Raw genomic sequence first — 21,518 nt, forward strand, 5'->3', positions numbered from 1 at the left:
AACCGTCAGGGCATGATGAAAGCCCTAACGGTTTTTTTATAAATTCAAACGATACATCGCCTTATTTTCTAATCCGCGAATCATAGGCGTCCAAGCGTCCGTCTCCGGAGTGACTTGCAGCGTATCCTCGACCATCTGCAGCTTCGCATCCATCGAATCGATATAGTGCAAAGCAACTGCCTCGGGAATTTGCGGCAGCACTGGGCTTCCCCATTCCGGCAAATTATGATGCGACAACACGATATGCTGCAGACCGATCACGACATCGGATTGCAGATCTAGCGCATGGTGCAAAGCCGCCTCCGTAATCCAATTCGCCGCCATCGAAATATGCCCTAGCAGTTTGCCCTGCACGCTGTACTCCGTAACGATGCCCAGCTGCGCAATCATCTCCTCCGGTTTCGCAATATCATGCAAAATGATGCCTGCTTTGATCAAATCCGGATTAAGAAACGGGCGCTGTTTGCAGATGAATTCGCCAATTTCCAGCATCCGCACAATGTGATAGGCTAGCCCGGCGAAATAGGCATGATGGTGGGTTTTGGCAGCCGGATAATGATTAAGCTTCTCCCCAACTTTGGCCACACAAAAAGAAACGATCGATTTGATGTTTGGATTTTGGATACTTTCCAAAACGCCATTTATGGTATGAATAAGATCGACTGGACTGATTGGAGCCGACCGAATGAAATCAGTCATTTGTACGCCATCTTCCGGCAATACCTTGCGTATTCTACCAATTTTCACTTGCAATCTATCGCGATAGGTTTGAACCAGCCCCTGAACCTTCACCAATGTCATCGGGAAAAAGGTTTCCTTATCTGCAGCGCTGACATCCCACATTTTCGCCGAAATCTGCCCGCTGGCGTCACACAGCACAATATCCATGAAATCCTTCGCAGGCGTTGTGTTCGTTTGCTTAATTTCCAATTCTTTAATGAGATAAAATCCAACAAATTCTTCTGGTGCTTGAAGCTGCTTAATTAATGTCATTTTAGTTCCTCCACATGTCATTAGGAACTATTATACTATGAAAATGACAAAATGGCTGAATTCATTCGTAGATTCGACTCTTTCGCTCAAAATCCGCCTCAGTCACGTTGGCCGATGCAACACCTAGGGAACTAGAAGCCGCTATTCCAGCAAATTTAGCCCGTTGCCGCATCCAAGCGGAACAGCAAGGCTCTATTTGCCCGCCAAACTCTGTTTTCCTTGCGAAAACGGACAAATAGCGGCCCACAGTTCTCTCTGCGTGCGAAAAAGGCGCATTTCATAGAAATAGCGCCCTGTAGTTCCCCTCACGGGAGAGGAAGTAGCCTTTCGAGGAAGGCGCAGCCTACCGCAGCCCAAAAAATGCCCTCGTCGTACTCGTCGTCGCCTCCGCAACCTCCTCCACCGTTTTGCCTAAGCAAATAGCAACGGCGGCTGCCACATGAGGAAGAAACATCGGTTCATTCCGGCCATCCTGCGGCTTAACGGGCAAATCACGTGGCGTCAGGAAAGGAGCATCGGTTTCCAGCATCAGACGATCTAGAGGGATTCGCTTCACCAGCTCGCGCAGATGCCTCCCTCTACGTTCATCGCAAATCCAACCGGTAATCCCAATATGCAAACCAAGCCGCAAATAAACTTCAAGCTCCTGAGCAGTCCCTGTGAAGCAATGGACAACAGCCTTAACATTCCCTTTGCCCAAATAAAGCTTCAGAATTCGCACGAAATCGGAATGTGCTTCACGCTCGTGCAGAAAAAGCGGCTTTTCCAGTTCGCAGGCAAGCTGAATCTGTTCTTCAAACCATTTGCGCTGGATATCACGAGGCGAGAAATCGCGGTTGTAATCCAAACCGCATTCTCCAATCGCAACAACCTGCGGTTTCGTGGCTAAACGCCGTAATGTACCCATCGTTTGCCCTGTACAATTCCGCGCATCATGCGGATGAATGCCGGCTGTTGTGAACAGCTGCCCGGGGAATTTCGCTGCATACCGCGCAGCTGAATCGCTATTCCTCTCGCTTGTGCCCGTCAGGATCAGAGGCGATACACCAACCTCAAGCGCCCTTGCAATTACCTCATGACGGTCCCCCTCAAAAGATCGATGCATCAAATTAACTCCGATATCAATAAGTTGCTTATTCACTCCGACCACTCCTCTTTGTGCTCATAAATGCTGCAAAACTCCGCAGGAACAGCGTCCGCGAGCCAGACTTCATTACCTGCGTAATAGAACTTGATCCCAGCACGGCTAGCTTTTACCGTATCGATGTTTAAAATGACAAGTTCCCCTCTACGCTTACCAGCCAATGTCGCAAAATGCAGCCCTTCAGACAAATGAACATATTGACGCTGCATGGGACGCAATCCTTGCTCCAGGATCATCGGTGCAGCTTGCGCATTCGTACCATGATAGAGCACTATCGGCGGCACTCCGGTCGGATAGCTGACTTTGTCATGACTATGCCCATACCTTGCCCTGATGCGATTGGCAATGATCTCAAAACGCTGCTTTTCACAGCGCTCGACCACTTCCTCCAAATCAGACAAGCTAAGCTCCGACCACCCTGACTGGCCACGAAGTACTTGCAATAAATCAACAACTTCGCATGAACCATCAACCGAGTCGAGCTGCAGCCCGAATTGTTTCGGAGAATGCCGAAGTAATTTACTCATCAATTTGCTTAATCTTGTTTGTACATGTTTAGTTAACATTCCGAATCACACTCCTCTCTTATCCATCATCTCAACCCACCAAAAACCCAACCCGAACCTCCGAATCTTCCTTCAACCACGACATGGACTGCCCCTTTTGCAAATCCGCTTTCATGGACTTCACCAGCTTTTCTATATCCACACTCATCTCGTAATGCCACTGAAGCGCCGCTGCTGCGTACAATTCATTTAACTGGGCAAAAGTAAATCCTTCCGTTTGCTTCGCGGTTACCCTCAATAAATCATCGGTCAGCAGCTTGCCAATCCCTTTTTGCTCCAAATAGATCTGTCTAAGCGCCATATCAGGAAGCTTAATTTCATAAGCGCGATCAAAACGCCCTGCACGGTTCATTAATGCCGGATCAATTTGCTCTGGATAATTCGTCGTCCCAATGAGGAAAATACCCTCTTTCGATGTAGCGCCGTCCAAAATGTTCAAAAAATAAGACCGGGCCCGCTGAGGCATCGCATCGATATCCTCAATCACAAGGATCATAGGCGCCAGATTCGCCGCCGCATGAAATACCTCCTGAATAGAGTCGCTGCACGTATTCTCTGTGATTTGCCAATAAGCAACAGGGGCTTTCACGCTGCCGGCGATGGACTTCACGAGCGTTGTTTTCCCATTCCCCGGTTTGCCATAGAGCAGAATGCCTCTTTTATAAGGAAGCTGATATTCCTTGAAAAAGGTACGATCCTCATCAAAAAATTGATCGATGGATCTGTAAATGTCCCGCTTCACTTCGTCCTTCATAATGACTTCGGATCGGTCAACCATGCGTGTAATAGGTGCCAGTTCTTTTTCCATCCCATGCGGTCCGTCTGTAAAAATCGTCACTTGCCGCCGATCTAAGTCTCTTCGCCGCTGCCGCGCGTGCTCAAGAAACCGCTTAAGACTGGCATCATCTACGGCAAAAACAAAATCCTCAGCGCCAATGCCATGCATCCGAAAAATCGGCACCCTGGCTAATGCGATCCCCCAATCCGGATAGGCAAAGACGTTATTGCGCAAGGTCGGAAATATGCCGTACGCCGAAGATTCCTCATCCCCTTGGATGCCAAATGCACGAGATTCCATAAGATCAAAAATTTTCGTAACGTGCTGGACTTGAGGACTACCCGCTTTGACGTCCTGCTCCAACATTTCCCAATATTCTTCTTTCCCGTCGTCACTTACATAAGGTTCAAAATACTCGCCGAACAAGTCGCTCAACACACTTTGAATGCTCCCCAGTACATAAGCATAATCTCCATATGCGGCCAGCGGGCTGCCTCCAGACCCGATCGGAGCGGAGACAGCCGCCGCAGTTACTTCTCCTATTTTCAAGTTGGAATCCCTCTTCATTTAGCACCTTTTACTGCCGCCATAGGTTTGCACTTTGCTACAACCTGAGCCAAATCCGCCCCGACGACACTCTCTATGATTTGATCGACATCTTTATAAGCTTGCGGAGATTCATCAAGAATCGCCTCTAATGACTTTTGATTAACAACGATTTCCTCATCAGTCCCGACACGCATGGAGGCGGCGAATTCACTCAGCGTAATCAGCTTTTTCGTAGCACTACGCGAACGGATGCGGCCTGCGCCATGGCAGATCGAGTGAAAGTTGGCTTTGCCGCCAGGCGCTCCAACCATGATATAAGAAGCCGTTCCCATTGAACCGGGAATCAGCGCAGGGTGGCCGGTGTGCACATAGGGCTGCGGATTATCCGGGTGCCCTGCGGGAAGCGAGCGCGTTGCCCCTTTGCGATGGACAAAATAGGACTCGCCCTCCTGTTTCTCCTCCCAGGCATAGTTATGCATGAGATCGTACAAGGTCGTCATTTCAAACTTTGAGCCAAATACATCTTTGCCAGCCTCACGAATGGCGTAAGCAATGAGATGGCGATTCACAACGGCATAATTCAGCGCTGAGTACATCAAATGAACATAAGTCTGCGCTACCGGATGCTCGAGTGGAGCAAAAAGCAGCTTAGGATCTGCGGTTCCCAATCCCAGCGTCCGCATGACTTTCATCATATCACTGCTGCTTACTTGGCTGACGGAGCCGCCCCAAGCGCGTGATCCGGAATGAATCATAACAACGACTTGGCCGTCAAACAGGCCCCATGCTTCCGCCACTTCGCGGTTCTCTTCAGCGATCTCAATCGCTTGAATTTCGGCAAAATGGTTCCCATTGCCCAGCGTACCGAGCTGACGGTGTGAACGATGCCAGACGGCATTCGGGAACCGATTCAACACATTTTCATCCAATGCAAATTTGCTGCACTCGACATGTGTAAGGGAAGTCGCTTTCCTTGGCGTATAGCCATCCGGGATATATTTTTTCGGCAAGCCGTGCAATCCTTTAGTCACAACATGTTCCAAACGAACATCCGAGAAGTGACCGCGCGCGTGGTCTTCCACAGGCAGATACTTCTCGATGGTCTTCACGAGCTTGCGGCGCAGCTTCACATCTTTGAGCTCATTTTTATGCACATTGGTCATATGCACCCTCATGCCGCATCCGATATCGCTGCCGACAATCGACGGCGACACATAACCATCGTGAGAATGCCACGCAGCCGTTGTACCAATACAAGTACCTACACCGACATGTACGTCTGGCGTATAGCTCATAAATTTTTGATTCGGAATCTGCAAGTTGTTGTTCGCCATCTGAAAAATTTGATAATCTAACGTTTTAAACAGCTCAGGCGCTGCGTAAACATGGACAACCCCTGAAGGGAGCTGAACGTGTTGAACATAATTTTCTTTCATTCCATTGTATCCTCTCTATGAACCCCAAACCTCCTTCAGCGCATCCCGGAACAAAACATCTAAAGCATGATCCTGCTGTTCTCCAGAGACTGAAATGTGTTTGGCGGTTTCTTCAAAATAAGCGATTTGTCGCTCTAAAAAGTCGTTGATCACCGATATTTTCGGCTCTAAGTCGAATTCGACGCCAGCCTTTTTCCGTGCCAACAAGGTGTATACTTCTTTTTTCAATACCGAATCCGTGAGCATTTGCTCCACTAATTCTTCGAATTCCATCGGCGGCATCGAGCCGTATTTCTCAATCCATCCGCATGCGAGTATGGGCCTCAGCACATAGAAATATTTTTTGATTTTAACAAGATCGCCTTGCAAATAGGCTCGAAGGTTCCCTTTCGCCATATGCAGGTAGTGATGCATAGTGGATCGCGGAGAAAAAGTCAGCGGAGATAGCTTCCGGATTTTCTCTGTTACGCTGAACTGCTCCAGATAGGGCATCGGCGATTGAAGCCACTCAAGCAAAGGCGGGTTCGACTTACGAAACAAATGCAATGCCTTCTTCAAATCCCAACCGTTGATGTCGAGAAGATCGCTGATTGGGCGCTCGATCACATCCCGTTTCTCCAAGATAGACAAGTACCATTCCACAGGTCTTACATAGATAAACCTCACATCGTAATCGCTATCCTTGGACGGAAATCCCCAAGCCCTGCTGCCTGACTCACAGGCATATAAGATCCGAACGCCTTCCTCTTGTTCGATTTGTTTAAGCTCTGTCTGTATTTTGCTAACATCCAACGTCATCGGGCTCACCCTTTCTTCTTCAAAATGCGCATACAAAAAAGCCATAGACCAACAGCGTCTACGGCTTTTCATGTCAAATGTAAACGAAGCCACTCTACAGAGGACTTACGTATTCGTCACAAACCCGGCTGAGACCGAAGGTAATCTGCTTAATTTAATTGTCAAATTACGGATAGAATTTTGATTGCGAATCATATCGTCGGCCTCCTTTCCATTCATTTACAAACATCATACGAGCGATACCTGCATCACGTCAATCACCCTGCGGCGGAAAAAATCGTTATACTGATTTGTCTAAATCCCTTTGATCGCAACCATAGGCTTGCAAACCGCCACCACATCCGCAAGGGAAGCACCCACTACGCTGTCAATAATCTGATCCACATCCTTATAGGCTTGCGGGCACTCATCCAGGATCGTTTGCAGGGAACGATGGTTCACCAGTATCTCTTCCTCCGTACCTACTTTCAGCGATTGCGCAAATTCATCGACCGTAACCAGCTCTTTCGTTGCTTTCCTTGATCTTGCCCGACCAGCCCCATGACAGATGGAGTAAAAGTTCTTGAGCCCTTCCTCTTTCCCCACCATGATAAAAGACGAGGTTCCCATCGAGCCCGGAATCAAGGCCGGATGACCGGTAGCTTTGTACGCAGCTGTATTTAGAAAATGCCCAGCGGGCAGCGCCATTGTCGCACCCTTACGGTGAACAAGCATCGGCTGATTGCGATGAAATTCCTTTAGCGCATAGTTATGCATAAGATCGTAGAGCACAGGCAGCTCTTCCTTTTCGCCAAAAACTTCCCTGAACGCTTCACGCACGCCGAAGGCAATCATATGCCGGTTACTAACCGCAAAATTTAAGGCTGAGTACATTAGATTCAAGTAAGTCTGGCCTTCAACGCTTGAAACCGGAGCGAACATGAGATTGCGATCAGGGTTTTCAATCCCCCAGCTTTGCATCACTTCTCTGAAAACTTTGGTAAACTCTTGGCCTAATCTAGCTCCCCACGCGCGGGAGCCGGAGTGGATCATGACGACCACCTGACCATCGAACAGCCCCCACTGTGCTGCCAACTGCTGATGCTTTTCGGCTATTTCCAGATATTGAATTTCGATAAAATGATTCCCTCCGCCCAGCGTTCCCAGCTGGCCATGCGCATATTTGCCGATTTTTGCAGGCAATTTTTCAAGATAAGTATGGTCGAACTGGAACGTAGCTTCCTCGACATGCGTCAACCACCGTTCGCTCGGGATATACGATTCCGGAAGTCCTTTCAACCCGTGTTTTACGACTTCCATAATATCAATGTCTGCGTAATTCGTGTTCGTGCGCTCATTGGTCGGCACATACTTTTCAATCGCTTTGATTAACTCCCTGCGCACACCTTTATCTTGAATGTCCTTTTTGTGCAGTGACGTCGTATGAACGCGCATACCGCAGCCGATGTCCACACCTACAATGGAAGGGGACACGAAGCCGTCTTTTAGACTCCAAACAGCCGTTGTTCCGATGCAAGTTCCGATCCCCACGTGGGCATCCGGCGTGTAGCTCATATGCAAATTGCGGGGAATCCGCAGATTATTGTCTGCCATTTCATAGACACGTTGTTCAAAAGATTGGAACACCTCTTCGTTAGCAAAAACGTGAAGGCGGCCGTGAGCCAGCTCCATTTCGTAATGATTGTTGCCGTGGTTATTCATTTTCATTTCCATCTCGATTCTCCTCCGTCTGTCTTCTACACCTATCTTCGCTTATTTAGGATGAGGCGAACATGGCGAAAGTATGACGACACCTGAAAAGTTTTCCATTTTCTCCAAAACGCACCCCTGTTACAATAAGATCAGGTTAGAGGAAGAGTGAGGGGATTGTGTGGCCAGGGAAAGCTTTGATAAAGAAGTCCAGTTTCTGCGGATGTTCGTGCTGACAAGCGGGGCATACAGCCGACAACAATTTGCGGAGAGACTCGGAATTTCAGTACATACCTTTGATAAAACATTGCGCCGGTTAAAAGAAATTATCGCTACAATGTACCAGCAAGCACCGGATGCCCAGCAGAAAGAATTTGCCGATATGCTGCGCTACAGCTATTTCGATTCAACAGAGCCCATGCTGCTGTTCTTATTTCGAGCCAAATCGTTGAAAGAGTCGGAAAGTCAACGCATCGCTGCGCTGCTGGCCGCTTTGAATGAGCAGCCTTTAACCGCGATTGAGCTGCTTGAGGCATGCAGTAAAGGCATCCCCAGCGAGGCGGCTCTTCCGGATGAAAAAACCATTCGAAACGATCTGAAATATCTGGAAGAAGTCGGCGTCATTATAAAAACTTCCGGGTCACGCCCCTATCGGTACCGTATACATAATGCATTCATAGATGAGCTTTCGCAGGATGAGCTTATTGATCTTTATGATTTTATAGATGTTATGGCCAATACACAGGTGCCTTCGGTACAAGGTTATTTACTGCGTGACGGGCTTAAAAAGCACATGAATCGGAACTCGGCCGAACTAACGGCTGTAGAGCCATTTTTGTATAAATATCAGTATTACTCCCGGATTCTGGACGAAGCCCATCTGTCCGGATTGCTTTCTGCGATCACCCAGCGCCGCAAGGTCCAATTCCTTTATTTTTCCCCCAAAGCCGGTCAATCTTACGCCTCAAAAAATACGAATCCCTTATTCGAACGGGAAATGGAAGGAAAGCTGCAGAAGGCTCTGCCGCTGCAAATCGTGTATGATCACCAGTACGGGCGGTGGTATTTGCTGGCCTATGATTCGCGGCATGGCATCCGTAAATTCCGGGTCGAAGGGATGACACAGATTGAGCATGACGAGCCGGTTGATTCCTCTTTTTTCAACGAGCAAAAGTTGGATTTAGAAAAGCGAATCAAGCTAAGCTGGGTCATAGACACAGGGAATGCCGTGACGGTAAAAGTGCGCTTCTTCAATCCAGGCCGAACGGGTCCAAATTTCATTAAAGAGCGCGTACTTCTTCAAGGTCAATGGGGAGAAATTACGGAGGAGCAGGAAGATTCGTTCGTTTACGAGATTACCGTCAATGGGACTACAGAAATAAAGCCTTGGATTCGAAGTTTTGGATCGAGCTGTGAGGTGCTGGAACCTGGCGAATTCCGGCAGGAGATGATTGCGGAGTGGAAGGAGCTGTCAGGCTATTATGAACCTGTTCGAGAAAATATTTAACTATGATATGGTTACCAAGCTGGAAAATGCAGGGACATTCATGGTGACTTCCGTTGAGCGCTCATGGTTAAAAACCATGCTGAGTCACCCTGCTGCCCTGCACGCCTTCACACCAGCTGCTATGGAGAAACTTCAGAAGGTACTGGAGGCAGAACCTGCCTTGGATTTGTCCCAGGCCTTCATAGAGAAGGCACGCAGCAAAGAGAAACAAGTGTTTCATCCGCAGCTGCGCACACTCCGCCGAGTGATTACACGGCAAGTCGCCATCAGGCTTACTTACCGCGTGAAAGATGAGCGTACTTTTGCTAATGAAATGGCTTTTCCATACAAACTCGAATATTCTCAGGTCAAAAAAGACTGGTATTTGCTCTGGTATCATCTCAGACACCGGGCCATCATGAGCACGAAACTGGACAACATTGAAGCCGTTCATGACCTGCCTTTCTCCCCCGAGCGGGCTGCCCAAGTGCAAGTTCAAATTGAAAAGCTGCTGCACAAACGTCACATTCAGGCAACCATCGCCGTCGTCAAATTATACAATCGAGAGTTGTCGCGGATTCTTTATGCCTTCTCTTGCTTCGAGAAACAGGTCGATTATGACGAAAAAGAAGGTACATACACCATCCAATTAACCTATCTCAACAATGAAGCTGAATATGTGCTAAGCAAGCTTCGTTTCCTTGGCAAGCGGGTGCGCGTCGTGCGAGGCGAGTATTTGCAAAAGCGAATGCTGGAGTCAGCGCAAAAGGCTTTGGCGAGGTACGAGGCGCCAGTTGGCGTGGAGTCTGCTGAGGGGGCAGCGGGAAGTAATATGTGAGGGTGGAATTGGAGGGTGACTGTGCTGAAAAGGCTGTCCCCAACTCTTGGGGACAGCCTTTTCGCAGGCAAACCTATTAACCTTTGCCGATCCAATCGGCTTCGGCAATCTCTTGCCATCTTTTGCGAATCGTAGTATAAGCTTCTTCGGGTAAATTGCCTCGTTCCAGCAGCTTCGCGTTTTCCAACCAGCGCGCTGGATTCGCCGTGCCGACAATCGCGGTATGGACGCCTGGTACAGTCAGCGTGAAACGCAGAGCAACTTCAATAGATTCCTGAAGTTCCGTTTCCAGGAAATCGTATTTCAACTGCTGTAGACGATCCCAATAGGCATGATGATAGGCACTTTCCGGCTTCTGGCCTGTTTTCCAAGCTGCATTCGCAATTGGGCGCTTCACAACCACACCCATACCTCTTTCAATTGCTACCGGAATCGTAAGCTCGATAGCTTCTTGATCGGCAATATTGATCGATGTCTCCAATGAGTCGAATAAGCCGGATTGAACCGCGTACTGAGCCGCTTTATGATCGCCGCTGTAGCCGATGAACCGCGTTTTCCCTTGCTCTTTCGCGCGTTGTAAAACCTCAATAACTTCCCCTTGCCGAAGCAATTCTTCCGAGCAGCTGTGCAAATGAATGACGTCGATATAGTCTGTGTTCAGACGTTTTAAGCTGCGGTCAATGCTCAATTCTAGCAGCTTCGGATCCCAATCAGGGAGATCAAACCCGGAGGCATGACCGCATTTGGTGAATAAATAGTAGTCATCTCGGCGGTGCGATACCGTTTTACCGATTAACTCTTCGCTGACGTTATAACATTCAGCCGTATCGATCACATTTAAACCAGCATCCAGCGCACTGCCTAGAAGCTTGTCTACATCTGCCAATGAAGCTGAAGAAAAACCGATTTCAGCGCCACCAAAACCTAGAACGCTAACCTGCATGCCTGTTTTGCCATAAAGACGCTTCTCCATAATCGCTTATCTCCTTTGAAGAGCACTAAGATATCGTCATTCTTATTTCGTCATTATCGCTTCTACGCGCTCTAGAACGTCAGCGGATAATGTAATATCCGACGCTTTCGCATTGTCCTCAACCTGTGCAGGACGGCTCGCACCAACTAAGGCGCTGGAAACATTCGGCTGACGCAAGATCCAAGCAAGCGCCAAGTTCCCGATTGAAATGTTCAGGTCTGTAGCAACCGCTTCAAGCTGCTGAACCTTCGCAATATTTTCCTCTGTCAAACCTTTGCGGAAATTATCCAGCTTCGCTGCTCGGCTATCTTGAGGAATATCAGAAACAGACTTATATTTGCCCGTCAGCAAGCCCTGCGCCAATGGGGAGAAGACCACCTGGCCAATTCCCTGCTGTTCGCCTAACGGAATCACTTCTTTCTCGATATACCGATTAAAAAGGTTATATATAGGCTGATTGACGATAATTCTATCCAGCAAGTACTTATCAGCTACGGCTAAAGCTTGCGCCATTTGGGCCGCCGTCCATTCACTTACGCCGACATACAGCACTTTGCCTTGTGTAACAAGATCATCCAGTGCGCGCAGCGTCTCCTCAATTGGCGTTTCCTTATCATAGCGGTGGCAGTAATACACATCGACATAGTCCGTATCCAACCTCTTCAAACTCGCATGCAGCTGCTCAAAAATATGCTTGCGAGAAAGTCCTCTGTCATTCGGTCCATCACCCATGCTGCCGAACACCTTCGTAGCAAGCACGTAGGAATGACGCGGGTAATTTTTCAAAACCTCGCCTACGACCTTCTCGGCCTCGCCACGTTCATACACATTCGCTGTATCAAAAAAATTAATCCCCAATTCATATGCTTTATGAATGGAGTTGACTGCATTCTCACGCTCAACATAACCACCATATGTCAACCAACTGCCTAAACTAATTTCACTTACCTTTAATCCTGAAAGCCCTAATTTACGATATTTCATCTCATGCATCCTCCTAATATTTTCAATTACAGGCTCTACTATTATATCAATAGTTGATTAAGGAATATAAGTAGTGAAAAGTTTCTTACATAATATCAAGTCAGTAAGTTAGTTACTTGTAGGTAACTTACTATGATGAACTCAGCGGTCAAGGGAAGCATCATGGGGCGCTCGGCTTCATGAATGAGTTAAGGTGGTGGTCTCCGGCACCTTTGGGGACCTACAGGGCGCTATTTCGCAGAAAACGGCGATCGGGCGCGACATTGGGGAACTACAAGACGCTATTTCACAGTATTTGGCGGAAATTACGCCGAATACCTTGAAATAGCGGCACACAGTTCCCTCTAATCTGGCAGATTAGCCTTCTAGCCACAAATAGCGTCCCCTAGACCCGCTCCGTCCTCCGACAAGCCCATGCCCGATAAACGCGCCGGCTTCCTCCAACAGAAAAACCCGATCCCCAGCCCTTCGGCTTAGAGATCAGGCCATGATCCGTTTAACTTGCCGCTACTTGAGCATTCACTTTCACCAACCGGATTCTCTCGCCCGGGCTTGTAGATAATTGAACGATGTCCTCATAGACGGTTACATCTCCACTAGCTTGCTTGCACACAGCCCCGTGCTCCCATGGATTGTAGAACCTCAACTCAGCACCGGCTTCACTTTCGATCTCCACCCACTGCACTTCGCCGCCCGAAATCGATGCGCTCACCAGAAAAGCTCCAACCGCCCTCAGCGTGGCGAATTCAGCATCCTGCTCGCTAGGCCAGTTCGGGAACAGGCGAAGAATGCCGTTATAGCTTTGCAGCAGGCACTCATTAATGACGACGGGCAAAGCAAAGTTCTCGAACCAAATACCGACCCTGCGCATAAAATCAAAGCTTAACGTGTCGCTGTACCTGCCCCCGGACAGCAGAACACGGTCTGTGCATGTGCCATTAGGCAGCAGGCAGTAACTTATTTGCCGTTTGAATTTTTCCAGGTCTAGATGGCCCATTCGCGCTCCTGCCAGATGGTAGAAAACAAGCTCGTTGCCGCCCTCGTTCCGATGATTCAGATAGGAATTGAGCGCGATTTGGTATGCTTCACCTGTTGAGTGAAGACCATGCTCTTCTCCCGGGAAAATCGTCATAATGCCGTTCGGCGTGTTATAGACAACCTCGGCATCCTCTCCTGGCACAGATACGAATACGGTTCCACGCTGTGATTCGGCTGTTGCATATTCAGGAAATTTACTTAAAATCTCTTGCACGCTATCCAGAAGCTCTTCCTCTTGCTTCCCAATACCAAGTATTTCACAAGCCTCCTTAAAAGCGTGAAACACAAATTTCGTCAGTGTCAAATCCACAAGGCAGTCGTAATTTTTCTTAAAACCAGGCGTCAACTCGTACAATTCAGGAACGACGGTAGGGAAAATGTGATAACGGTCATCCCCCCACGCCTCTCCGTGCGTATCCGGCCTGCGCATATAATCCGTCAAAAACAACACAGCTTCCTTAATGGGTGCAAAAGCCCGATTCGCTAGGAAGTCCCGGTCCATCGTGTACAGGTAGTGCCACCAGAGACTCTGTACCGTCCATGGGGTTTCACAGACTTCCCAACCCCAATGCGGCACTGGATAAGGCATAATGTTCATTTCGACAGGGTAGGCGGAATGCGGATAATAGGCTCCTCGCATGCCGTAGTATTCACTTGCCCATTTTCGGCTCACAGGAAGAATATGATCAACCATATTGACGTAAGCCAGATGCTTGTCGACATGGTTACTGGAAAAAGCAAGCCAGAACGGCTGCTGCGTATTGTAGTTCATGTGATAATCGCCATGCCACTCCGAGCCTATGGAACGGTAGCTCCAATTCGCGAACAACCCCGGACATGTCGCTTCGGGTTTGACAGAGCAGTGATAGAAATATAAATTCCAATACCAGATCTGCTCTAGAAATTCATCGCCGAGACTTACACCTGAACAACTCCAGTACGATGTCCAATTGTTCTCGCAAGCAGCGAAAGCGGTGGAAATCCCTTGCTCCGCAGGCGCTTCCAGTTCAAGCGACCCAACCGCAACGGAACTGTCCAAGCCTTCTGTTAGTTCCACATAAGCAAGGAACGGCGCCGTTTGGAGCAGCTTGGCCTGTACGCCGCCTTTGGTTTCCATAGCCTCGATGTCCTCGGCAACACGAACATCCAAGCGGAACGCTTTGTCCTTGACATCACGCTCATTCCCCTCTGGCGCACAAGGAAGCGTCTGCCTGAAGCTGAGTTGACTCCGCTCAGCCTCTACAGACTGCTGCGCATGCGGCAGCTCCTTCGGCGTATCAGGATCGGGGATGAGCTTGACCCGATCAAACAGTCCGCCAACGGCGCCTTCCGGCGATACAAGCTTCATCCACATCCGATCCGCCTCAGGCTCGATAAACAATTGCAGGGTAGCCTCCCCCGCTTCCAGCTTGAAATATACTTCACAGAGACCATTGTGAATATGTATTTTATGCCCCAGCACTTCCGCCTTGCGCCGGTCATAGCCGAGGAGAAGAGAGCCGCACGGCATAGGGCGAGGATAGGGCTTGCTGTAGTTCTCCGCCGACATATCACAGTATTCGCGATACCATTCGTTCTCTCGGAACGTATCCAGATCTTGCGGAATCTGCTTCAATTGATCGAATACGTATTGAAAAGTACCGATCTTCTCTTGATTATTCTCTGCAATTCGAATGTCCCACACATTGTTATGTCCAAAATGGATGACAACCGCATCCGGACGGGTTGTGACCACGGCGCCAAGGCCGCCGTTTCCCATCAGTGCGCCTTCAAAAAAATCCGGCGCCGGCTTCTCATAGCTAATGGGGTGCCGCTTCGCTAGCTCATTCCTGTTCATGATTATCCTCTCCCTTGCCTATCATTTGGCAGCGTAAAAGTCCTGTACGACCCTCCGGGCCGTACAGGACCCCCTGCGTTATTTCTTGAATGATTTATCGTAGGATTGCTGCATGATTTCCGTGTAACGTTTGAGGTTTAATTTATTTAAACCGGCTACATAGGCATCCCAATCCTTGTTCAAATCTTTGGCGCCTGTGACGAACTGCAGCGAGTTCTGATCAATGTAGTTTTTAATATTCGTTTTCAGCATAGCGGCTTCGTCAGCAGTTGACGGATCGATCCAGATCGCCCAGTGCGGGAAAACATCTTTTGGCTGCTTGCCATCATACAGATGCGTAGCTTCCTGCAATCTGCGCTCATAGCCCGTTGTGTCATAAATATTCGTAGCGGCTACCCAGCTGTCCCGGAACTCTTTCGGTTGGAAATATTGCGCCATCGCGCCCCAAGACGAGTTGTGCGGTGTTTCTCCTGTCGGCGTTGGAATCGTAGCCAGAAGCGGAGTCGCTGATTTCTCTACAGGAGAATCTCCATCCTTCGGTTTCCGCCAGTCTTTCCCTTCTTCGCCGAAGTGACCGCGAATTTGACCTTCTTGCGTAAACATGTAATCCACTAATTTGATAGCGGCGATTTGAGCTTCCTTGCTTGCTTTATTCGTCAGTACGAAGGTCGCGCCCGGATCGCTCGGATAATTATAAGTTGCAAGCGCCCCATTCGGCCCTGTCAGCGGTGGAACTGGATCATACGTTTTGGAATTATCCGATCCGCCCGTAACAAAAATGTACGGGTGCATAGCGGCACCGGCGCCTAGAATTTGCGCGTCCGCATTATCGCCAATCTTCTTGTAGGCGGTTGCATTTTGCGTGAATGCTCCTTTATCAATTAAGCCGGCGTCATACATGGATTTCACGAACTGCAAGCCTTGCTTCCATTCATCTTTGTTCGCTGCTACATCGACTTTGCCATTGTTCAGCAAAAGGTAAGTGCGATCGTCGTCATAGATAAAACCGTTCATAAAGTAAGGGATGATGTGAACCCCGTAGTCCTCAATAGATCCGCTTAGCGGCACTTCGTCCGCTTTGCCGTTGCCATTCGGGTCCTTTGTTTTAAAGGCCTCCAAAACTTGCTTATATTCATCCAGTGTTTTGGGCATCGTCAAATTCAGCTTTTTCAGCCAGGACGAATTGATCCACATTTTATTCGGATACGAGCAGTGATAACATTCGACCAGTTGCGTTAACCCATAAATTTTGCCATCGGGAGCTGTATTCATCGCCTTGAAGTAAGGGTATTTATCCAACGCCTTTTGTACATTTGGCGCATATTGTTTAATGAGATCGTCCAGCGGAAGAATCACGCCCTGCTGTGAGTAACGAAGAATATCGGTCTGTGAAAATTTATCAACCCACGGAATCAGCATGTACAGATCCGGGTAATCGCCGCTGGCCAGTGAGATTTGTCTTTTCTCAGCCGCACCGTCGAATGGAACTGTCTGCCATGAAAATTTAATATTGAATTTCTGCTCAGCCAATTTGGAAAAGCTGTTTGTCGCCAGATCGACATTCGCGTCTTGTTGAGCAAAGATCTTAATTGGAACCGGAGCGCCCGTGCCCTCCGCTGGTTTTGCCGCGCCCGTTGCGCCTGGTGTACTCGTATCCGAAGCAGTTGGGGATGTACAAGCTGTGAGAACTAAGCTGATCGTAAGCAGCATTATCCATAATGTTGAAACTGTTTTTTTCAAATGCGCCCTCTCCCTTTCGTTGTCAAATGGTAACCCCTGCATGTGTTTTATCCAAGCTTTCAAGCTCCTTCTCATGTAATCCCGAGCCACACCACCACCTCTCCTAGGTGTCTCTTATCCTTTCACAGAACCAATCAGCATCCCTTTGACGAAGTAGCGCTGAACAAAAGGATAAATGACCAAAACAGGTAAGCTTGCTATGACAATGAGCGAGTATTTGGTCAAATCGGCAAACTGTTGTCTTCTCAGCTGCTCTGCCGCATCAATATTGCCTGACGCCGCCGAATTGAGAATTAGAATACCGCGAAGAATCAATTGCAACGGATATAAACTTTGTGTTTTCAAATAAATTAAAGCATCAAAGTAAGCGTTCCACTGCCCGATGGCATACATCAAAATCAGCACTGCGATAATCGGTTTGGACAACGGAAGCACAACGCTCCATAGAAAACGGAAATCACTGCAACCATCCATTTCACTTGCTTCCGCCAATTCTTCCGGTATGGAAGACTGAAAAAATGTCCTGGCAATAATGATTTGCCATACCCAAATGGCTTGCGGGATTAGCAGCGCCCACCTTGTATCGAGCAAACCCAGCTGTTTGACGACCAAATAAGTAGGAATCAGACCGCCGGAGAAAAGCATCGTAAATGTAATGAACATCATCAGCGCACTGCGCCCAAAAAAGGTCCTTCGCGACAGCGGATAAGCCAAAACAATCGTTAACGTTACGCTAATTAATGTGCCGAAGAAGGCATAGAATAACGAGTTTCCATAGCCTTGAAGCACCTGCGGATTGCTTAATACAACCTTGTATCCTACGAATGTCAGGTCTACCGGCCATAACCACACACGTCCGGATGAAACGGCGAGCGGGCTGCTTAAGGATGAGCTGACAATGAAGACTAGCGGGTAAAGAACGACGATCAGTGCGATCCCCAGAAATAGATACACACCCGTCAGGAACAGCCGGTCCCCCGTCGATTCACGAATGCGACGCCCCATCTTGATCATTTGGCGGGTCCTCTCCTTTCTTTTTACCAGAGACTTGTACTAGAAATTCTTTTGGCTATCGCATTAACCAGCAAAAGCAGAATCAAATTAACAACCGAATTGAATAAACCAACTGCCGTAGCGAAGCTGAAATTCGCATTCAACAGCCCGATTTTATAAACATAAGTAGCGATAATCTCAGCGGTTTCGAGATTAAGCGGATTTTGAAGCAAATATATTTTTTCAAATCCGACGGACATGATGTTTCCTACGCTTAATATCAAAATGATGACGGCAGTGGGCATAATGCCAGGTATATCAATGTGGATTATTTTCTGAAATCGAGAAGCTCCATCGACTTTAGCCGCTTCGTACAGCGACGGGTCCACCCCGGCCAGTGCGGCCAAATAAATGACGGCTGAGTACCCTGCGCCTTGCCATACATCAGACCATACGTAAACACTACGGAACATACTTGGGATGCCAAGAAAGTTAATCGATTCTATACCGAAGCTTTGTAAAATGATATTGATCACGCCTAATCTCGGTGAGAGAAGCAGCATAATCATGGAAACCATAACAACGGTTGAAATGAAGTAAGGCGCGTAGGTGACGAGCTGCACAGCTCTTTTGAAAAAGCCGTTCCGGATTTCGTTTAACGCCAAAGCGAGTAAAATCGGAACGGGAAAGCCGATCGCGATCTGATATAAACTAAGAAATAGCGTGTTTTTGATCAACACCCAAAATTGCGGGTTATTGAAGAAGAGATGGAAATGCTTGAGCCCGGCCCAAGGGCTGTGCCAAATCCCTTTGACGACGCTGTAATCCTTGAAAGCGATGACGGCGTTCACCATCGGAATGTACTTAAAGATAAGGAAATACAGAACAGCCGGTATAATGAGTAAGTAGAACTGCCAGTGCTTCCGAAAGCTCTTGCTCGCCTCCATCCACAACCTGGACTTCTTCTTGGTCACACTCGGAGCGCGTGTTTCTCTGACAGATACGGTATCCAGATCAATCCCTCCTGTTTGGTAGCGCTTTCTATTTATACAAGACCACATTTCCCCCATCAGCGTAAAGGTACATCTCAAAATGATGCGTACATCCGCCGAAAATTGAAAAGGTACACTTGCATTTATCAGGTACAATTCTCAGAAGAGACACCAAACGGCGGGTCCTGATGGATCCCGCCGTTCTATTATTGGCCTTTAAACAACGCGCAGCTTGTACGTTTGACCTGCCTCCGTATCGAAACGGATGACTCCTTCCGTCACACGTTCAAAAGGTACTTGCTTGCCGTCCGATTCAACCGAGAGCGAAGTTTCCTTGGTGCGAATGCGGCAGCTGCCACCTACCTGCACTTCGATCTCCGCTTCCTTAAGAGCGCCGCCCTCCCATGAGAGACTCACGCCTATCGCTCCTCTTGCTCGAAGGCCCTTCACATAGCCATTCGGCCATGCTTCTGGCAAAGCTGGCAGCAAGGCAATCTCGCCGGCATGCGATTGGACCAGCATTTCCGCCACTCCGGCGGTAAATCCGAAGTTGCCGTCAATTTGGAAAGGCGGATGCGCATCGAATAGGTTGGCATAGACGCCACCACGATGATAGTTCGTTGCGTCTTCCTCTACCAGCTGAAGCAGATTGGAAATCAGCTGCAGCGTTCGGTTCCCGTCCTGGAAACGTGCCCATAAGCAGATTTTCCAAGCCAAGCTCCACCCTGTGCCGCCATCTCCGCGCCGCTCCAAGGAATTTCGCGCAGCCTGATACAGCTCCGGCGTTCCCTGCTCCGTCAATTGACGTCCAGGATAAACACCGAACAAGTGCGACACATGACGATGATGGACATCCTCATCCTCCCAATCCACCGACCATTCCTGAAGCTGGCCGTGCTTGCCGATTTGCATCGGCTTCAGCTTCTCTAATGCTGCTGCCATCTCGTCTCTAAGAGACTCATCCTCGGCCAACTTCAATACATCCACAGCCTCGATACAATTCATAAATAAATCCCAAATTAACGACATATCCATCGTCGTTGCCTGACTCACACCAGCCTTCTGCCCATCTGCCGTCACAAACTTGTGCTCCGGCGACGTGGAAGGCGATGTGATCAAATGGCCGTTTGCGTCAGGATGAAGCCAATCCAGACAGAAAAGCGCTGCTTCTCTCATAATCGGATAAGCGTGCTCGCGCAAATATGGCTCATCCTTGGTGAACGCGTAATGTTCCCAAAGATGCTGACTGAGCCATGCCGCCGACATCGGCCACAGCGCCCAGACCGGATCACCTTGTCCATAATCCCCGACTGGCGCTGACTGGCACCAGATGTCTCCGTTATGGTGCGCCACCCAGCCACGGCAGCCATAATTCGTTTCAGCCGTTTTCCGCCCATTGGTGGACAAGTTCTCTATGTAGCCGAGCAGCGGTTCATGGCATTCGGATAAATGACACGTTTCCGCAAGCCAATAGTTCATCTCCGCATTAATGTTCAACGTCAAATTACTGCTCCACGGCGGTCTTAATTCTTTGTTCCATATGCCCTGGAGATTGGCTGGCTGCGATCCGGCGCGTGAACTTGCAATCAACAAATACCTGCCATATTGAAACAGCAGCTCGACCAGCCCGGCATCCTTCGCCCCATACTGCTTAATTCGCCGGTCCGTTGGCATCCCCTCAGGCGCCTCAGAAGCGCCAAGGTTCAGCTCCACACGATTGAATAACGCCGTGTAATCCTGAATATGAGCTTGCCGTAATTGCTCATAGGATTTGCTCAACGCCTGCTCCAGACGTTCCTCATTCGTGGCGGACATATCGCCGATCTCCCTCGCAGGAGGTTTATCGTATCCTTGAAAGCTGGTTTCCGCGCTGAAGATCAGCGTTACAGCATTGGCTTTTCTAATATGCAAGCCATCATGATTAAGAGCAGCAGCGCCATCTTCCAGACGAACGCCAAGTCGCCCTTCAAAGCGCATAGCATCCGTTGTCTCAGGATCTCCGTATAAGACAGGCTCATCCCTGTTGTAATAGTTAGGATCAACATGCTCTGGGCAGATGCCTTGCAAGAAGAGATGCTCGGCCGTCTGGATCGTTCGATACGGATGAGGACTATCCAGTCGAGCTGTGAAATTCAAAGCGCCTGGAGCGCTTGCTTCAAGACGAATCACAATGACTTGATCCGGAAATGAAGCAAATATCTCACGTTTATACACGATTTCCCCAATGCGATATTCCACCTTGGTGATGGCATTCGTCAAATCCAGATTGCGCTCATAGGCGCGAACCACGCCCCCATGGAGAAACTTCAAATAAAGATCGCCTAGCGGCATATAGGATTGATTGTATGGCCCCATCATCTCCTTGCCCTTCTTGTCCGCTTCCTCATAGCGGCCCTCGGCAAGGAGTTCGCGAACTTCCGCCAGAACATTCTTCGCATTCGGATTGTTTCCGTCAACTGGCCCACGGCCTGACCAAAGCGTATCTTCATTCAGCTGCAAATGCTCGACTTCCGGTTCGCCGAAAACCATGGCCCCGAGACGGCCGTTCCCGATAGGAAGCGCTTCCGTCCATGCCTTGGCGTAGCTTTGATAACGTAATTTCATGGCAAACAGCTCCTTTTACAAGTAAAATCATGCTCACTCCAACTACATCACAAAATGACCTTCCGCAATAAGGACATTAC

The 21,518-nt window shown here is 48.7% G+C and carries 16 protein-coding genes; 2 read left to right on the forward strand and 14 right to left on the reverse strand.

Annotated elements, in window-relative coordinates; all coding sequences use genetic code 11:
• Positions 1-36: 36 nt before the first annotated feature.
• The 7 genes from ACUN27_RS29560 to ACUN27_RS29590 all read right to left on the reverse strand — a co-directional run bounded on the left by ACUN27_RS29560 (position 37) and on the right by ACUN27_RS29590 (position 7,971).
• On the reverse strand, positions 37-993 hold the full coding sequence (locus tag ACUN27_RS29560) for a 3'-5' exoribonuclease YhaM family protein (protein ID WP_326062124.1): 957 nt from the start codon (positions 991-993) through the stop codon (positions 37-39).
• A 343-nt stretch (positions 994-1,336) separates the two neighbouring features.
• A complete protein-coding gene (locus ACUN27_RS29565) occupies positions 1,337-2,143 on the reverse strand; it encodes a TatD family hydrolase (RefSeq protein ID WP_326062125.1) in 807 nt (268 codons plus the stop codon).
• A complete protein-coding gene (locus tag ACUN27_RS29570) occupies positions 2,131-2,703 on the reverse strand; it encodes an RNA 2'-phosphotransferase (protein ID WP_326062126.1) in 573 nt (190 codons plus the stop codon). Before ACUN27_RS29570 ends, ACUN27_RS29565 begins: the two co-directional genes overlap by 13 nt.
• A gap of 31 nt (positions 2,704-2,734) precedes the next feature.
• Positions 2,735-4,030: an AAA family ATPase gene (locus ACUN27_RS29575; RefSeq protein WP_445560037.1), complete on the reverse strand. Its 1,296-nt coding sequence runs from the start codon at positions 4,028-4,030 to the stop codon at positions 2,735-2,737.
• Positions 4,031-4,044: 14 nt separating this feature from the next.
• A complete protein-coding gene (locus ACUN27_RS29580) occupies positions 4,045-5,466 on the reverse strand; it encodes an RtcB family protein (RefSeq protein ID WP_445560038.1) in 1,422 nt (473 codons plus the stop codon).
• Between the two features lie 15 nt (positions 5,467-5,481).
• On the reverse strand, positions 5,482-6,264 hold the full coding sequence (locus tag ACUN27_RS29585; RefSeq protein ID WP_315955321.1) for a nucleotidyltransferase domain-containing protein: 783 nt from the start codon (positions 6,262-6,264) through the stop codon (positions 5,482-5,484).
• Positions 6,265-6,558: 294 nt separating this feature from the next.
• Entirely contained in the window at positions 6,559-7,971 is a 1,413-nt protein-coding gene (locus ACUN27_RS29590) for an RtcB family protein (protein WP_445560675.1), read from the reverse strand.
• Between the two features lie 163 nt (positions 7,972-8,134).
• Between ACUN27_RS29590 and ACUN27_RS29595 the strand changes: the two genes are divergently transcribed.
• Together ACUN27_RS29595 and ACUN27_RS29600 are read left to right on the forward strand one after the other, a co-directional pair.
• The gene (locus ACUN27_RS29595; protein ID WP_445560039.1) at positions 8,135-9,460 is read left to right on the forward strand and encodes a WYL domain-containing protein; all 1,326 of its coding nucleotides are present in this window, start codon (positions 8,135-8,137) and stop codon (positions 9,458-9,460) included.
• Complete coding sequence (locus tag ACUN27_RS29600) at positions 9,435-10,277, forward strand: WYL domain-containing protein (RefSeq protein WP_326063685.1); 843 nt, start codon at positions 9,435-9,437, stop codon at positions 10,275-10,277. Before ACUN27_RS29595 ends, ACUN27_RS29600 begins: the two co-directional genes overlap by 26 nt.
• Before the next feature lie 76 nt (positions 10,278-10,353).
• Here ACUN27_RS29600 and ACUN27_RS29605 read toward each other — a convergent pair whose 3' ends face one another.
• The 7 genes from ACUN27_RS29605 to ACUN27_RS29635 all read right to left on the reverse strand — a co-directional run bounded on the left by ACUN27_RS29605 (position 10,354) and on the right by ACUN27_RS29635 (position 21,438).
• A complete protein-coding gene (locus ACUN27_RS29605) occupies positions 10,354-11,250 on the reverse strand; it encodes an aldo/keto reductase (RefSeq protein ID WP_326063684.1) in 897 nt (298 codons plus the stop codon).
• A 42-nt stretch (positions 11,251-11,292) separates the two neighbouring features.
• Positions 11,293-12,234, reverse strand: coding sequence for an aldo/keto reductase family protein (locus ACUN27_RS29610; protein WP_326063682.1), 942 nt, complete (start codon positions 12,232-12,234; stop codon positions 11,293-11,295).
• 496 nt (positions 12,235-12,730) lie between these two features.
• Positions 12,731-15,109, reverse strand: coding sequence for a glycosyl hydrolase family 95 catalytic domain-containing protein (locus ACUN27_RS29615; protein ID WP_326063681.1), 2,379 nt, complete (start codon positions 15,107-15,109; stop codon positions 12,731-12,733).
• A 78-nt stretch (positions 15,110-15,187) separates the two neighbouring features.
• Positions 15,188-16,849, reverse strand: a complete 1,662-nt coding sequence (locus ACUN27_RS29620; RefSeq protein WP_326063680.1) for an ABC transporter substrate-binding protein — start codon at positions 16,847-16,849, stop codon at positions 15,188-15,190.
• A 114-nt stretch (positions 16,850-16,963) separates the two neighbouring features.
• Complete coding sequence (locus tag ACUN27_RS29625) at positions 16,964-17,863, reverse strand: carbohydrate ABC transporter permease (RefSeq protein WP_127456723.1); 900 nt, start codon at positions 17,861-17,863, stop codon at positions 16,964-16,966.
• 23 nt (positions 17,864-17,886) lie between these two features.
• Complete coding sequence (locus ACUN27_RS29630; protein ID WP_127456771.1) at positions 17,887-18,741, reverse strand: ABC transporter permease; 855 nt, start codon at positions 18,739-18,741, stop codon at positions 17,887-17,889.
• A 309-nt stretch (positions 18,742-19,050) separates the two neighbouring features.
• Positions 19,051-21,438: a glycoside hydrolase family 95 protein gene (locus ACUN27_RS29635; RefSeq protein WP_326063679.1), complete on the reverse strand. Its 2,388-nt coding sequence runs from the start codon at positions 21,436-21,438 to the stop codon at positions 19,051-19,053.
• Positions 21,439-21,518: the final 80 nt, after the last annotated feature.

This window comes from Paenibacillus sp. WC2504 (assembly GCF_052682475.1).

What these genes read in the sequence shown, in the direction of transcription:
- ACUN27_RS29560 (WP_326062124.1), bottom strand. Translation starts at nt 993, where the DNA reads ATGACATTAATTAAGCAGCTTCAAGCACCAGAAGAATTTGTTGGATTT.
- ACUN27_RS29570 (WP_326062126.1), bottom strand. Translation starts at nt 2,703, where the DNA reads ATGTTAACTAAACATGTACAAACAAGATTAAGCAAATTGATGAGTAAA.
- ACUN27_RS29580 (WP_445560038.1), bottom strand. Translation starts at nt 5,466, where the DNA reads ATGAAAGAAAATTATGTTCAACACGTTCAGCTCCCTTCAGGGGTTGTC.
- ACUN27_RS29585 (WP_315955321.1), bottom strand. Translation starts at nt 6,264, where the DNA reads ATGACGTTGGATGTTAGCAAAATACAGACAGAGCTTAAACAAATCGAA.
- ACUN27_RS29590 (WP_445560675.1), bottom strand. Translation starts at nt 7,971, where the DNA reads ATGAAAATGAATAACCACGGCAACAATCATTACGAAATGGAGCTGGCT.
- ACUN27_RS29600 (WP_326063685.1), top strand. Translation starts at nt 9,435, where the DNA reads ATGAACCTGTTCGAGAAAATATTTAACTATGATATGGTTACCAAGCTG.
- ACUN27_RS29605 (WP_326063684.1), bottom strand. Translation starts at nt 11,250, where the DNA reads ATGGAGAAGCGTCTTTATGGCAAAACAGGCATGCAGGTTAGCGTTCTA.
- ACUN27_RS29610 (WP_326063682.1), bottom strand. Translation starts at nt 12,234, where the DNA reads ATGAAATATCGTAAATTAGGGCTTTCAGGATTAAAGGTAAGTGAAATT.
- ACUN27_RS29615 (WP_326063681.1), bottom strand. Translation starts at nt 15,109, where the DNA reads ATGAACAGGAATGAGCTAGCGAAGCGGCACCCCATTAGCTATGAGAAG.
- ACUN27_RS29625 (WP_127456723.1), bottom strand. Translation starts at nt 17,863, where the DNA reads ATGATCAAGATGGGGCGTCGCATTCGTGAATCGACGGGGGACCGGCTG.
- ACUN27_RS29635 (WP_326063679.1), bottom strand. Translation starts at nt 21,438, where the DNA reads ATGAAATTACGTTATCAAAGCTACGCCAAGGCATGGACGGAAGCGCTT.